This is a genomic window from Kribbella sp. NBC_00359 (assembly GCF_036097425.1).
Lineage (GTDB): Bacteria > Actinomycetota > Actinomycetes > Propionibacteriales > Kribbellaceae > Kribbella.
This window is the reverse complement of sequence record NZ_CP107975.1, coordinates 1,487,021-1,500,358: the sequence shown is the minus strand read 5'-3', so window position 1 is coordinate 1,500,358 and position 13,338 is coordinate 1,487,021. Positions and strand designations below refer to the sequence as shown.

18 protein-coding genes are annotated in these 13,338 nt (G+C 69.1%); 9 read left to right on the top strand and 9 right to left on the bottom strand.

Annotated elements, in window-relative coordinates; genetic code table 11:
* The first annotated feature begins 3 nt into the window (after positions 1 to 3).
* The 3 genes from OG876_RS07275 to OG876_RS07265 are packed head-to-tail and all read left to right on the top strand — an operon-like array spanning position 4 to position 2,298.
* On the top strand, positions 4 to 1,008 hold the full coding sequence (locus OG876_RS07275) for a LacI family DNA-binding transcriptional regulator (protein WP_328524012.1): 1,005 nt from the start codon (positions 4 to 6) through the stop codon (positions 1,006 to 1,008).
* A 35-nt stretch (positions 1,009 to 1,043) separates the two neighbouring features.
* Complete coding sequence (locus tag OG876_RS07270) at positions 1,044 to 1,739, top strand: aminoglycoside 3'-phosphotransferase (RefSeq protein ID WP_328524011.1); 696 nt, start codon at positions 1,044 to 1,046, stop codon at positions 1,737 to 1,739.
* Positions 1,740 to 1,758: 19 nt separating this feature from the next.
* Positions 1,759 to 2,298, top strand: a complete 540-nt coding sequence (locus OG876_RS07265) for a molybdenum cofactor biosysynthesis protein (RefSeq protein ID WP_328524010.1) — start codon at positions 1,759 to 1,761, stop codon at positions 2,296 to 2,298.
* A 29-nt stretch (positions 2,299 to 2,327) separates the two neighbouring features.
* Here OG876_RS07265 and OG876_RS07260 read toward each other — a convergent pair whose 3' ends face one another.
* Positions 2,328 to 2,546 carry a hypothetical protein gene (locus OG876_RS07260; RefSeq protein ID WP_328524009.1) on the bottom strand — a complete coding sequence of 73 codons (219 nt, stop codon included), beginning with the start codon at positions 2,544 to 2,546 and terminating at the stop codon, positions 2,328 to 2,330.
* Between OG876_RS07260 and OG876_RS07255 the strand changes: the two genes are divergently transcribed.
* Positions 2,545 to 3,045, top strand: a complete 501-nt coding sequence (locus tag OG876_RS07255; RefSeq protein WP_328524008.1) for a class E sortase — start codon at positions 2,545 to 2,547, stop codon at positions 3,043 to 3,045. The genes OG876_RS07260 and OG876_RS07255 overlap by 2 nt on opposite strands.
* Positions 3,046 to 3,130: 85 nt before the next feature.
* Here OG876_RS07255 and OG876_RS07250 read toward each other — a convergent pair whose 3' ends face one another.
* From OG876_RS07250 to OG876_RS07235, 4 genes are all read right to left on the bottom strand, one after another.
* Complete coding sequence (locus OG876_RS07250) at positions 3,131 to 3,553, bottom strand: hypothetical protein (RefSeq protein ID WP_328524007.1); 423 nt, start codon at positions 3,551 to 3,553, stop codon at positions 3,131 to 3,133.
* Positions 3,554 to 3,595: 42 nt separating this feature from the next.
* Entirely contained in the window at positions 3,596 to 4,333 is a 738-nt protein-coding gene (locus OG876_RS07245) for an SAM-dependent methyltransferase (RefSeq protein ID WP_328524006.1), read from the bottom strand.
* Between the two features lie 76 nt (positions 4,334 to 4,409).
* Positions 4,410 to 5,135 (bottom strand): hypothetical protein, encoded by a 726-nt coding sequence (locus OG876_RS07240; protein WP_328524005.1) that lies wholly within the window; start codon positions 5,133 to 5,135, stop codon positions 4,410 to 4,412.
* 24 nt (positions 5,136 to 5,159) lie between these two features.
* A complete protein-coding gene (locus OG876_RS07235) occupies positions 5,160 to 5,927 on the bottom strand; it encodes an SDR family NAD(P)-dependent oxidoreductase (RefSeq protein ID WP_328524004.1) in 768 nt (255 codons plus the stop codon).
* A gap of 203 nt (positions 5,928 to 6,130) precedes the next feature.
* On the opposite strand from OG876_RS07235, the gene OG876_RS07230 reads away from it, so the two are divergent.
* The 3 genes from OG876_RS07230 to OG876_RS07220 are packed head-to-tail and all read left to right on the top strand — an operon-like array spanning position 6,131 to position 9,617.
* Positions 6,131 to 7,318: a neutral zinc metallopeptidase gene (locus OG876_RS07230; protein ID WP_328524003.1), complete on the top strand. Its 1,188-nt coding sequence runs from the start codon at positions 6,131 to 6,133 to the stop codon at positions 7,316 to 7,318.
* A gap of 23 nt (positions 7,319 to 7,341) precedes the next feature.
* A complete protein-coding gene (locus tag OG876_RS07225) occupies positions 7,342 to 8,697 on the top strand; it encodes a neutral zinc metallopeptidase (RefSeq protein WP_328524002.1) in 1,356 nt (451 codons plus the stop codon).
* Positions 8,697 to 9,617, top strand: coding sequence for a neutral zinc metallopeptidase (locus OG876_RS07220; protein ID WP_328524001.1), 921 nt, complete (start codon positions 8,697 to 8,699; stop codon positions 9,615 to 9,617). The genes OG876_RS07225 and OG876_RS07220 overlap by 1 nt, the downstream gene beginning before the upstream one ends.
* On the opposite strand, the gene OG876_RS07215 is transcribed toward OG876_RS07220, so the two are convergent.
* Positions 9,610 to 9,762: a hypothetical protein gene (locus tag OG876_RS07215; protein ID WP_328524000.1), complete on the bottom strand. Its 153-nt coding sequence runs from the start codon at positions 9,760 to 9,762 to the stop codon at positions 9,610 to 9,612. The genes OG876_RS07220 and OG876_RS07215 overlap by 8 nt on opposite strands.
* Positions 9,763 to 9,896: 134 nt before the next feature.
* On the opposite strand from OG876_RS07215, the gene OG876_RS07210 reads away from it, so the two are divergent.
* A complete protein-coding gene (locus OG876_RS07210; protein WP_328523999.1) occupies positions 9,897 to 10,133 on the top strand; it encodes a hypothetical protein in 237 nt (78 codons plus the stop codon).
* Here the strand turns inward: OG876_RS07210 and OG876_RS07205 are convergent.
* Entirely contained in the window at positions 10,126 to 10,581 is a 456-nt protein-coding gene (locus tag OG876_RS07205) for a GNAT family N-acetyltransferase (protein ID WP_328523998.1), read from the bottom strand. The genes OG876_RS07210 and OG876_RS07205 overlap by 8 nt on opposite strands.
* A 235-nt stretch (positions 10,582 to 10,816) precedes the next feature.
* Between OG876_RS07205 and OG876_RS07200 the strand changes: the two genes are divergently transcribed.
* Positions 10,817 to 11,692, top strand: coding sequence for a mechanosensitive ion channel family protein (locus tag OG876_RS07200; RefSeq protein WP_328523997.1), 876 nt, complete (start codon positions 10,817 to 10,819; stop codon positions 11,690 to 11,692).
* A gap of 101 nt (positions 11,693 to 11,793) precedes the next feature.
* Here OG876_RS07200 and OG876_RS07195 read toward each other — a convergent pair whose 3' ends face one another.
* Together OG876_RS07195 and OG876_RS07190 are read right to left on the bottom strand one after the other, a co-directional pair.
* Positions 11,794 to 12,315 carry a hypothetical protein gene (locus OG876_RS07195; RefSeq protein ID WP_328523996.1) on the bottom strand — a complete coding sequence of 174 codons (522 nt, stop codon included), beginning with the start codon at positions 12,313 to 12,315 and terminating at the stop codon, positions 11,794 to 11,796.
* A 33-nt stretch (positions 12,316 to 12,348) separates the two neighbouring features.
* Positions 12,349 to 13,326, bottom strand: a complete 978-nt coding sequence (locus tag OG876_RS07190; protein WP_328523995.1) for an N-acetylglucosamine kinase — start codon at positions 13,324 to 13,326, stop codon at positions 12,349 to 12,351.
* Positions 13,327 to 13,338 lie beyond the last annotated feature (12 nt).

Genomic DNA, 13,338 nt, shown 5'->3' with positions numbered 1-13,338 from the left:
TCGATGGGGCACACACAGGACCGGCCGACTCTCCGGATGGTCGCGAAGGAAGCGGGCGTTTCGGTCGCGACCGTGTCCTACGTGCTGTCCGGGCGGCACCGCAGCCACACCATCAAGGACTCGACCGCGGAGCGGGTCCGCGAGGCGGCGTCGCGGCTCGGGTACCGCCGCAACGACGCGGCCCGCGCGATCCGGACCGGCAAGTCCGACCTGGTCCTGCTGTCACTGAGCGTGCTGGCCGACCCCTGGTCGCAGGCGGTCGCGGAGACCGTCAGCGCCGCGGTAAGCCCGCTCGGCAAGACTGCGCTGATCGTGGCCGACGGTGACTGGCGGACAGTGCTGTCGAACCGGACGCCCGACGTGATCTTCATCGACAGCGTCAGTACGGATCCGGCGCAGATCGCGGAGCTCGACGCGTTCGCGGCCCAGGGTGTGCAGATCGTCGCCTTCAGCGAGACGCTCGAGCCGCGTGGCTTCGACGTCATCCGATCCGGCGCCGAGCCGCGCTGTCACCTCGCCGTGGAACACCTGCTCGAGCACCACGACCGGGTCGGCGCGCTCACCTCGCGGACCTCCGGGTTCGCCCGCTTCGACGCCTATCTGAACACGCTCCGGGCCGCCGGCAAGCCGATCCGCGACGACGACATCGAGGTGTTCGAGCAGCACCCGGAGGGCGCCTACCGGGCCGCGATGGCGTTGCTGAGCAGGCCCGACCGCCCGACGGCGCTCTACTGTACGACGGACTTCGCCGCGATCGCCGCAGTCCGGGCAGCCCATCGACTGCGGATCGACGTACCCCGGGATCTGGCCGTGGTCGGCGTCGGGAACACGCCCGAGGGTGAGCATCTGGACCCGTCCCTGTCGACGGTCGGCCCGGTCGGCTTCAACGAGGCGCTGACCCGGATCATCGTCGGCCGCCTCACCGACCGCGAAGGCGCCCCCGGCGAAACCTTCGACTTCCCCTGGCAACTCATCGTCCGCGACTCCTCCAGGGTGGACCCCGCTTGATCGGCTGGGAGCCGGTGACGGTGGGGGAGTCCGCCATGTCGGTGTACCGGCGCGGCGACCTCTTCGCCAAGTGCTGTGGGGTGGCCGATGTGGCCGAGTTGCGGGCCGAGCGTGACCGGGCGGAGTGGCTCGCCGGCACGGGTCTGCCCGGTGCGACGGTGGTGGATTGGGTGGAGTCGGCGGATGGCGCGCGCCTGATGACGACCGCGGTGCCTGGTGTTCCCGGCGATTCCCTCCCGCCGGCGGCTCATCTGGCGGCTGCCGAGAGTCTCGGTCGCGTCCTGCGCGACCTGCATTCGCTCACCGACTGCCCGTTCGAGCGCCCGCTGTCGTCGGTGGTCGCGCTGGCCGAGGACGTCGTACGGCGGGACGCGGTGAACCCGGCCTTCCTCACCGACGAGTGGCGGTTGCTGGAGCCGGCCGAGCTCCTGGTGCAAGTAGTTGCCGAACGCCCCTATATCGAGTCGGTCGCGGAACCGGTCGTGTGCCACGGCGACGCGTGCCTCCCGAACGTCTTCTTCGACCCGGTGACGCTGGACGTCACCGGCCTGATCGACCTCGGCCGCCTCGGCATCGCCGACCGCTACACCGACCTGGCGCTCGCCACGATCCAGCTGCACGACGAGTGGTCGGCCGATCCCGCGCCGTTCCTCGCGGCGTACGGACTTCCGGAGCCCGACGAGCGCCGTCTGTACTTCTACCGCCTCCTCGACCCGCTCACCTGGGGCTGACCGCCGTACCGTTGACCGCGTGGGCATCCCGGTCGAGATCGTCGCGTTGATGGTCTCGCCTGCGCACGCCTTCGAGGGGCGGCCGGAGGACGGACCGCGGCCGGATCCGGAGCCGGTGGGGCGGGCGGAGGTCGAGATCCGGGCGGAACTGGGGATCGTGGGGGATCGCTACTTCGCGCAGAAGGTGCACCGGAACGCGGCGGTCACCTTCCTGGACGCCGCCTCGCTGGACGAGCTGGCTCGCGACCTGGGACTGCCGGCAGCGCCTGATCCGTTGCTGATGCGGCGCAACATCGTGGTCCGCGGCTTCCCGATCGACACCCTCGCCGCCCATCGGACGCCCGACGGCACGGGCGTCGACGGCCGCCGCTTCACCCTCGACTCCGGCGCGGGCGCGATCACCTTCCAGGCCAACCGTCCCGCCAATCCGTGCGGCTGGATGGACGTTGTCCTCGCTCCCGGCGCGTTCCGGGCTCTCCGCGGCCATGGCGGCGTACGCACGACCCCGCTGACCTCCGGCACCCTCCGGCTCGGCCCGGGCGTCCTCACCCTCCTCTGAGCGTTTCGGGCGGCTTTCGGTATGACGGCTTACCGTCGGAGGGTGAGGCTGGTGGCAGGGTTGCTCGTCGCGGCGGCCGGGCTGGTCGGGTGCAGTGATATTGCGCCGACCGGCGGCGCGTCGCCTACGCCCACGCCCACCCGCTCGTCTTCGGCGCCGACTGCTGCGCCGCCCAGCAGTCCGTCCGACCCTCCGTCGACCAAGCCTTCGCCCACCTCCAAGCCCACGGCGTCAGGTGTGGCGGCCATGACGATTCCGGCGATCGGGGTCCGCGGACTGCGGGTGGTTCCGTATGTGGGTACGGCGGACGATCGGCCCGGGACTGTGATCCAGAATCGCGGCGTCGCCGCCAGTCCGCGCGGGCCGAGGGGCGGTGTCGGTCCGGGCGACGTGGGGAACTTCATCATCACCGGGCATCGGACGAGTCACGGGCGGCCACTCGGCCGAGCGACCGAGCTGGTGAACGGGGACCACATCCTGATCACCGCGGGCGGGACCGTGTACGACTACGTGGTGAACCGGACGATGACGATCTCGTTCCGCAAGCCGGCCGAGCTCGCGCAGCAGAACGCCGCCGTGCCGGGCCGGCCAGGCGTCACGCCGACCCGGGCGATGATCACGATCTCCACCTGTGCCACCCCCGAGGATCACGCCGCGGGCAACTTCTGGCACGACGAACTCGGCAACCCCGAACACCGCATCAACAAGATCGGCACCCTCGTCGCCACTCGTCCGGCCGGACGCTGAAGGACCCGGCGACGGCCGATCCTTCCGGGGCAATCACCCTGTGCGATCCCTCGGTTACAGTTCACGCGGGCACTGCGGGTGAGCGTTACTTGCGGCCGAACTTCCACCACTTCGGCTTGTTCATCTTGATCTCGTCGTCGCTGAGCGGCGGCGGCACCGGCGGCCGGGACTCCTCGGTGAGGAAGTTGCCGGACTCGGTGTCGTACGGCGTGACGCCGAGCCGCCGGCTGATCTCCATCACGATCGGGATCGAGCGCGGGCCGTCGTTCAGGTAGAACGTGATGTCGCGGACCTCGACGCCCTTGCCGATGGTCATCTCGACGTCGTACTCCGGGCTCCGCAGTGCGAGCCAGGTCGGTTTGCTCGTGTCCACGTCCGGCACCAGCTCGCGCACCACGGCCATCACGTCGGTCGCCGTACCGACCGATGGTGGCTCGTAGTCGACCGGCATGTCGTCGAGGCGACGTACGCCTCCTGGCCCTCGCACCGCGTACACAGCCCAACTCATGCCCCCAGCATCCCTCACCGCGGGCCTACGAGCGACAGGCGGCTACGGTTTGCGCGCGGCGAGGAGGGCGAAGGTCAGGAACTCGCCCTGGTCGACCTCGAGCATGTCGAGTGCGGCGTCGCGCGTGCCGCGGTACTCCGAGACCGCCTGCGACCAGGCCAGCCAGTCCGCCCACCCCGACTCCTGCAGCCGCGCCGCCGTGACCTCGACGAGCTCGGTGATCTCCCACTGGAACCGCCACCAGTCAGCCGTGTGCCAAGCCAGCGCCTCCCAGCCGACCAGCTTCTTGATGTGGCCGGGGATGTGGCCGAGCTCGCGGATCTCCTTCCGCAGCGCCGGGGTGGCGACGCCCAGCTGCCCGCCCGGCTTGAGGAACTGCGTGATGTAGGCGAGATAGCCGTCCGCGGTCCCGAAGTACTCGTAGGCGTCGATGCACACGATCGCGTCGAAGAACCCGTGCGCGAACGGCAGCGTGTGCGCCTCCGCCTTCACCGTCACCACCCCGTCGACGCCCTGCGCCGCGATGTGCGCGGCCGCCTCGGTCGGGTCGACCCACAGATCCGCGGCCCACACGTGTACGCCGTACTCGCGGGCCAGGAACACCGACGTCGCCCCCTTTCCCGACCCGAGATCCAGCACCCGCATCCCCGGCCGCAACTCGAGATCCCGCGCCAGGTCCTCCAACAACCACAGTGGATGCGGGCCCATGTCGCCAGCCAGCACCCAATCGGCGTCATACCCGTTGGACCGCGGATACCCGTCCCGCCTCAACTCCACCATCGCCACACCCTAGACCCGGCAAAACCGGATGTCGCCGGCATTTTCCGCCCCGGATGGTTGCCTCCGGCATCTGTCGTCATCCGGGGACGACGCTGATGGGGATGCCGTCTGCTTGGAGGAGTACTCGGGCGCCCAAGGGCTTGGTGAGGGTGGCAGTGACCAGGCGTCCCACGGCGACCAGCGGGATCCCGTCGACCCAGTCGTACGTGGTGTGCTGGATTTGGAGGAGGACGGCGGCGGGAGTTTCGAGGACTGCGGAGACCTGGACGTCGGTGTAGGCCGGCGGCGACCCGTGGACGATCAGTCTGATCGTTCGGCCGCCATCGGTCAGGACGGCGGGTGGAAGGCCGCGTAGTCCACCGCGATAGGACGAATCGAAAACGGCCGGCCACCAGGTGGTTGCCTCGACGTCCGGATCGAGTGCGAGCATCGAGCGGACTCCGGATCCCTTGAACTTCGGCTCCAGTGAGCGCCGGGTTGCGACGCCGTCAAGCTCGATGCGGTACGCCGGGAGCGGCCGGTGCCCGCGATCCGTGCGGAACTCCGGGTAGACCCGCCGGACCGAGCGCACCCGGACCGGATCGACGTGCCAGTGCGGCGCGGGGTTCGGCTGGAGCGCCTCCAGCAGGCCAGGCGGCAGCTCGACGTCCGACACGACCGCCGCATGGTGGAGGACGGACACCTTGTCCTCCACCATCGGGAGCGCGCCCGGCCCGATCGCATAACTCATCAACACGATCGGCCGCGGCTGACGGTCAACCGGGAAGTCGTCCCACAACGCCAGTGCCTCTGCCGGTTCCACACTCCAAGAGTCGCACCGCCGGCGTCAGTAGACCGAGTAACCGCCGTCGACCAGAAGCACCGAGCCGGTCATGAAGGATGACGCGGGGCTGGCCAGATAGACGACGGACGGAGCGATCTCTTCGGGCGTGGCATAGCGCTGCTGGGGCGCGTCGAGGATCCAGTGCTGCTGGAACTCGGGCTCGTCGACCGGTGACATCTCGGTCTTCACATAGCCGGGCGCCAACGCATTCACCCGGATCCCGTACGGCGCCCACTCGGCGGCGAGGCTGCGGGTCAGGTGATGCACGGCCGCCTTGGACGCGTTGTACGACGCCTGCCACTGCGGACGGTTCACGATCTGGGCGGACATGCTGCCGACGTTGACGATCGCCCCGCCGCCGGCCTCGATCATCCCGCGGGCCACCGCCGTACTGCAGTTCCACAGCGCGGTCAGGTTGAGGTCGAGGACCTGCTGCCATTCCTCCGGCGGTACGTCGAGCGACGGGCGATGGATCGCGATCCCGGCGTTGTTCACCAGGACGTCGATGCCGCCGAACTCGGTGGTGACGTCGGCGACGAGACGGCGTACGTCGTCCGGATCGGTGATGTCGGCCTGGAGCGCGAGACCACGCCGCCCGCGCGCCTCGATCTCCGCGGCGACCGCCGCGTTCCGGTCGGTGTCTCGGGCGGCGATCGCGACGTCGGCGCCGGCCTCGGCCAGCGCGAGGGCGAACGCGCGGCCGAGACCGCGGTTCCCACCGGTGATCAGCGCCCGCTTGCCGGTGAGGGCAAAGGTTTCCAAGACGTTCATGCGCGGCTCCTGCGTGTGGTTACTGGGAGTGAGTTCTCGGTCGGGGTGGGTAGCGGAACGATGTCAATCGCTGCAAAGCGGTATCCCGGGCGCCGGTTGAGGGCTTAGCATCTTGCGTCGGTGCGGGACAGGGGGTGCCCCCGGCCAGATTGACATGTGGGTGGGACCGGCGGAGTCCGGTACTGGGGAGAAGCGGGGACATCATGGCGGACAAGCCGGCGCCCAAGCCTGGCCATTTCTTGCCGGGCGGCGAGGGTGCGCAAGGGGCCGACAGCACCGAATCCAAGCCCGCCGTGGCGGCGCCGTTGGCCGCGCCGACGCCGCGGTTGGGTGGGGAGGCGCCACCCACGCCCCCGCAGCTGTCCGGCTCGCGGATCGACTCGAAGCGCCTGTCCGGCACCCGCCTCGGTCCGCCGCCACCCGATGACCCGGCGGCCGCGGCGTACCGGGCCGTCTTCCACCCCGAGCCGATCCCGTTCGTCCCGAAGAAGCGGTCGAAGGCGCTGGTCGCCGCGGTCGTCGTCGCGGCGCTGCTGATCGTCGGAGGCGGGGTCGCGTTCGCCGCCAAGGTGCTCACGTCGTACGACGACTTCGTCGCCAACCCGATGGGTTCGCCATCCGTCCGCCCGAGCGACGGGGCCACCACCGAACCGACGCGCAAGGTCACGCCGGATGCCGACGTGCTCACGAAGAACCCGCTCTACACGGCCGGCAAGTTGCCGGTGGTCAAGTGCCAGGAGCCCGCGTACCGGCCGACCTCCAAGGAGAACGTCCGCTCGTACTACCAGGCCCTGATCGCCTGCATGGACAAGGTCTGGGAGCCGATCGTCACCAAGGCCGGATTCGAGTTCCGGTCGCCGCGGCTGATCGTCTTCGACGAAGGCCAGGAGACGGCCTGCGGCGTCCAGAAGGAGGTCTCGTCGTACTGTCCGGACGAGCAGGGCGGCAGCGTCACCATGCCGTGGCAGGACCTGATGGACCACTACCCGACGCACAAGGCGCTGGCCCGGGCCGACATGGCTCAGTCGCTCGGGTTCGTGTACGGCGCGCACCTGCAGAACCTGACCGGTATCTTCGATGCCTCCGACAACCTCCGCGACACCGCGGCCAACCCGGCCGGGCAGTTGGAGCAGGACCGGCGGAGGGCCCTGCAGTCGAACTGCTTCTCGGCCGCCTTCTTCGGCGCGGCCAAGGCGAGCTTCCCGCTGCGCGGCGAGCTGCTCCGGCAGTGGACCTCGCTGATCCAGCACGGCGGCGACGAGAACACCAAGGAGAAGGTCCGCGACCACGGCTCCGCCAAGAGCCTCACCCTGTGGATGAACCGGGGCTTCGCCAGCACCGATCCCGCGACCTGCAACACTTTCGTCGCGGCACCCGCCCAGGTCAGCTGACGAGACGACGATGAGGACCACCGATGCCTGAGGAGAACGCGGACACCGGCGCCTCACCCGCCGCCGGACCGGCCGGCGGCGTGGGTACGGCGGGAGGCTCGCCCAAACCGGGACACTTCCTGCCGGGTGGAGCCGGTGATGTGCTGACCGAGAGCGACCTGGCCGCGGCGCGCCCGCTCGCCGCGAACCGCCGCCAGCAGCCCCTCGGCCTCGGCAAGGCCCGCTCGATCTCCGCGCCCGACTCGACGCTCCGCCACAAGGCCCGCCCGCTCCCGACGGACCCCGACGCGACCGGCGACTACAGCGGTCCGCCGGTGGCCCCGCTCACGGGTGCTCCCTGGACCTCGTTGCAGGGCACCCGCCGTACCGGCGGCCCCCGCCCGATCGGCTGGCACTCGAATCCGACCCGCGCGGCCGCCCAGTTCTCCACCGAACCCCCGCCGGTCAAACCCCCGCGCCACTACTCGCGAGCCGTCATCGCCGGCCTCTCCGCTCTCGTCCTCGTCATCCTCACCGGCGCCACCATCGCCGGCTTCAAACTCATCGACTCCTACGGCAACACCGTGGACAACCCCCTGTCCCAACCGTCGGTCAAGAAGTCGCAAGTCCCGATCCCGATCCCACCAGACCCCACCGTCACCGTCACCGCTCCCACGGTCCCGGACGCCGTTCGGGTGAAGCAGAACAAGCTCTACACCGTGGGCAAGGTCCCCTCGGTCAACTGCGCCGAGCCGAGCTACCCGCTGACCACCCAGTCGAACATCCTCAAGTACTCACACGCCGTGGTGCTCTGCCTGGACAAGGCGTGGGGGCCACTGGTGAAGAAGGCTGGGTACCCGTTCCGGCCGGCCAAGACGCTGCTCATCAGCAAGCAGCAGCCGTCGGACTGCACGGGCGGTGAACCGACCCGGGCCTTCTACTGCGGGTCCGACGAGTCCGTCAACATCGACTGGAAGTGGTACTTCGACGCCCAGAAGCAGGATCACCTGGGGGCGCGGACCGACCTGTTGGACACGTTGGCGCACGAGTACGGCCACCATGTGCAGGTGCTGACGAACATCGCGGTGTCGTCGGAATCCCGCGAGGGCTGGATGAAGTCTCAGGCCTCGAAGCTGGAGGAGAACCGGCGGTTCGAGTTGCAGGCGAGCTGCTTGGCGGCTGTCTTCCTGGGGGCCAACAAGAGCTCGCTGGGGTTCACCGGGGCCAAGCTTGAGATGTGGGAGTGGCAGACCAAGCACTCCGGAGACGAGTACAACCCGAAGAAGGTCCGTGACCACGGTTCCCGCAAGAGCCAGTGGCTCTGGGCCGGCCCGGCCTTCAAGTCCGCCAACCCCGGCTCCTGCAACACCTTCGTGGCCCCCGCCGGCAAGGTGAGTTGATGTCCGGTACGGCGAAGCGCGCCGGGCTGGCGGTTGTCGCCGTACTCGCTGTGGTGGTGGCTGGGGGGTGTGGACAGGCGACCAAGCCTGTCGTGGCGGATGCTGCGCCCTCGGTCGTCTCTACGCCGACCCCGACGCCTTCGCCCACGCCGACCGCTTCGGTGTCGAGTCCTTCTGATCCGCGGACGATGGATCTGAGTGACGGGGTGCTGAAGAACAAGCTGTACCTGGCGGGGAAGGTGCCGGCGGTGCGGTGTGTGTTGCCGCGGCCGAACCTGACCACCAAGGCAGGGATGCTCGCGTACGCCCGGGTGTTCGTCACCTGCATGGACAAGGCCTGGGCGCCGGTGGTCGAGCGTTCCGACGCGTACCTCGTGCCGCCGAAGATCTTTGCCTACAGCCTGCACCACCTTTCCGCCACGCCCGAGTGTGCGAATCCCTTGGCGAACGTCGACGCCTTCTACCGCCAGGGCGGGCTGACCGGACAGATCTGCTTCGACTACGACACCTTCCTCGGCGCGGACGACCCGGTCGAGAACCTGATCGACTTCGAGCAGTTGCTGGCGCACGAGTACGGACACCACGTGCAGCATTCGGTCGGCATCCTCACGCTGTACAACGAGCTCTACCGCGGCAGGACCCAAGCCGGCCAACTGGAAGTCCAACGCCGCAAGGAACTGCAGGCCAGCTGCCTGGGCGCCGCCTTCCTGGGCGCCAACAAGACGACCTTCCAACTCACCGGCCGCCGCCTGGCCATCTGGCAGAACATCGTCCGCCACGTAGGCGACGAGTACAACGACGCCCACATCCGAGACCACGGCAGCCGCAAAAGCCACGCCTACTGGACCCTCAAAGCCTTCACCGCCACCGCCCCCGCCGCATGCAACACCTTCACGGCACCCCCAAAGCGCGTCAGTTGACGCCCAAAACAGCCGCATTCGTGTTGCTCGCCGTACTGGCCGCATCCGTCACCACAGCGTGCGGACACCACACCACTCCCGCCGCCGCGAACCCAGCACCCTCGTACACCACCACGCCGACCCCGACGCCAATCCCATCGCGCACACCGAGACCCGCAGCCAGACCAACTCCCACGGAGGCCGTCCCCACGGACGACGGATTGGCGATGGAGACCGAGCAAGTACTGCGGCGGAACCAGCTGTACGGCGGCACCGCGCGGAACTCCACCCTCTGGGTCGATGGGCAAGGACACCGTGGCCTTCTTCGGGGCCAACCAGGAGACGCTCCAGGTGTACGGCGAACGGCTCGAAGACTACGAGTACCAAGCGTTCAGTGGTGACGACGCCGGCGCGCCCGCGACGGAACGCGGGTACGGATCTCCGAAGACCAACAGGACATGGGCACGCGCCGCCTTCAGGGCCGAGAGGCCCGGAGCGTGCAACACCTGGGCGGCGCCGGCGAAGAAGGTCAGCTGAGCTTGAGTTTGAAGCCCTCGTGGGAGTTGGTGAAGCCTAGGCGGTCGTAGAAGCGGTGGGCGGCGGTGCGCGCTTTGTCGGAGGTCAGTTGGACCAGGGTGCAGCCGCGGGTGCGGGATTCTTCGATCGCCCACTCGATCAGCGTCGTACCGAGGCCGGAGCCACGGGCCGGGGCGGCGACGCGGACGGCCTCGATCAGGCCGCGGGAGGAGCCGCGGCGGGACAGGCCGGGGATGATCGTGAGCTGGAGCGTGCCGACCAGTTCGTCGTTGCGCTCGGCAACCACCAGGACCTGGTTCGGGTCGCCGTCGATGAGTTCGAACGCGTGCAAGTACGGCGTCAGGTCGTCGACGGACTCGCGGACGGCGCCGAGCTGGTCGTCGGCGATCATCGCCACGATCCCGGCGACGTCGGCGGCGGTGGCGCGGCGGATCACAACATCGGTCATGCCACCAGGATCTCAAGCGGCTGAAACGGTTCAGCGATCGGGGTAACCACCGAAGCACCTGGACGGTAATTGCCTTATGCAAACACTTTTCGTTGGGATACGCGCCGGCGGCGACTGTTTGCCGTACGCAACGAAGGGTACGAGTGATACTGGACACCACTGCATCCGCCCGTGCCGGGGTCGTGTGCGGTGTTGCGCGGCAGCGGATGCGGGCCCAGTCCGGAAGGAAGATCCGATGTTCGCGTTAGCGATCGACTTCACCCAACCGTTCGAAGATGCCTTCAGCAAGCTGCTGTCGTTCATCCCGAACCTGCTCGGCGGTCTCGTCATCCTGGTGGTCGGCTACTTCGTCGCCAAGGTGCTCGGGAAGCTCGTCGGCAAGCTGCTCGGCCGGGTCGGGTTCGACCAGTGGATGGAACGAGCCGGCGTGTCCGGCGTGCTGCAGCGGTCCGGCACGGGGCTGACCGCTTCGGCGATGCTGGGCAAGGTCGTGTTCTGGTTCGTGTTCCTGATCAGCTTCACGATGTTCGCCTCGGCGCTCGGCGTACCGGAGATCTCGAACTTCATGAGCGACATGCTCGGCTACATCCCGCGGATCTTCGCGGCGATCGTGATCATCTGCCTGGCCGCGCTGTTCGCGAACTTCCTGGCCGCGATCATCCGCGGTGCCACCGGCAACGAGACGCTGGCCAAGGTCGGGAAGTACGCGATCCTGGTGTACGCCGCCTTCGCCGCGCTGACCCAGCTCGGGATCGCCGTCCAGCTGACCGGCAACACGCTGCTGATCGTGCTCGCCGGCGCCGCGCTCGCCCTCGGCCTCGCTTTCGGCCTCGGGGGCCGGGAGATGGCCGGCCGTGCGCTCACCAGCCTCTTCGACCGCGACACGATGATCAAGTCGTCGGGCTCGAACGGCACGACGGGTTCGAACGGCATGGCCTCGAACGGTACGGCGGGCTACCTGGCGCAAGGCGATTACGAAGCCGAGGCCGGCTACCAGGCCCAGCCGCAAGCCGCCTACCCGACCGACCCCCAGCCGCCGGCCACCCACGGCGCACCCCAGGGCTGGTCCAACAGCACCCCCTCCAACGGCAACTGGCCGGGCGGTCAGTAACCACAACAGAAGACCATCAACGGGCGGCATCCTCGGGGTGCCGCCCGTTCAGATGGTGGCGGTGGCGAAATGGCCGCGCGCGGGTGGGTGATGCGGGGTGGTTAGTTCTGGGTGTCGGGGCCGGCTTGGCGGACGGTTTCTACCTTGGTCATGGCGTCGCGGAGGTCGGCGAGCCAGGTTTCGCTGTGCTGGGCGACGAGTTTGACGCACCAGCCGAGGGCGTCGCTGCGGGAGCGGGCCACGCCGGCGTCGACGAGGGTGTCGAGGACCTGGCGTTCGGGCTGGCGGAGGCGGGTCATCACGGGGGCGGACAGGGACGTGAAGACCGTCTTGGTGTCGCCGCAGCGGACGCCCCAGGCGACCTTGCGGCGGGTGGAGTGCTCGAGTTCGCGGGCGATCTCGATCCGGCGCTCCCGGGTGTCCTCGCGGAACTGCTTGATCCGGCCGTCCTCGGCCGCCGACCGCTCGGCGTCGCTCACACCGTCGGCCTGCTCCGGCGCCGGGATCCGCCCGACGATCAGGATCTCGTCCCGGTCGACGCTCAGCTCCGGTTCGCCCTCGAACCACTCCTTCGGCAGCCGGCCGGTCAGCCAGCCCCGCACCTTCTCATGCTCTGTACTCATGTAATCATGATTACACCTCAACCAAACCCCTTTTCAAGCCACCCGGACAACGAAGGTGGCCCGGAGCCGGGCCTGGGCCGCGGATCCGGCGGCGGTGTGGTCGAGTCCCAGCAGAGCCGCCCCGACAACGGGTGGTACGTCGACCACCCGCGGGATCGCCTTCGGTGCCGCCTCCGCCAGCAGGCGTACGACGCGATCGAGCAGGACCGAGTGTCCTCCGGCAAGCACGCCGCCACCGAGGATCACATGGACCGGTTCGCCGAGCAGATCGAGCCGGCGCAACGCGCTGAGCGCCATCGCGACGATCTCCTCGGCCTGCTGCTGAATGATGCCAAGGGCAACGACATCCCCGGCCGCCGCGACCTTGAACAGCACCGGCGCTGCCTCCAGTTGTCGCGATTCCGGCAGCTCACCGAAGTGGAACGCCTCGATCAGCGCGGCCAGCGAAGCGAGCCCGAAGTGCGCCGGCAGCGCGGTGAGCAGCGCAGTCGCCGGACCACGGCCGTCGTCGGCCCGGGACGCCGACCAGAACGCCTCCTCGGCCAACTGGGCTCCACCGCCCCAATCGCCGGTCAGCTTGCCCAACGCCGGGAACCGGGCGGTCCGCCCGTCCGGCAGCATCCCGGAGCAGTTGATCCCCGCACCACACACCACTGCGACACCCCGCGGTTCGTCCACACCCGAGCGCAGCAAAGCAAACGTGTCATTGGTGACGTATACCGACTCCGCCCAGCCGCGAGCCTCGAAGGCGGCGGTCAGCCACTGCTCCTCGATCGGCATGTCTGCATTCGCCAGGCATGCGGAGATCTGCTGCACCAGTGGCACCGAGCCCAGTCGCAGACCGGCCTCGGCGGCCGCGGCGTGGACCACCGCCTCCAAGCCCGCCACCGCGGCGTCGGGTCCGACCTTCTGCGGCTCGAACCCACCACCACGCGCCGTACCGAGGACTGTCCCGTCCGCCGCCACCAGGGCCACGTCCGTCTTGCTGTTCCCCGCATCGAAGGCGAGCACGCCTCCGGGCAC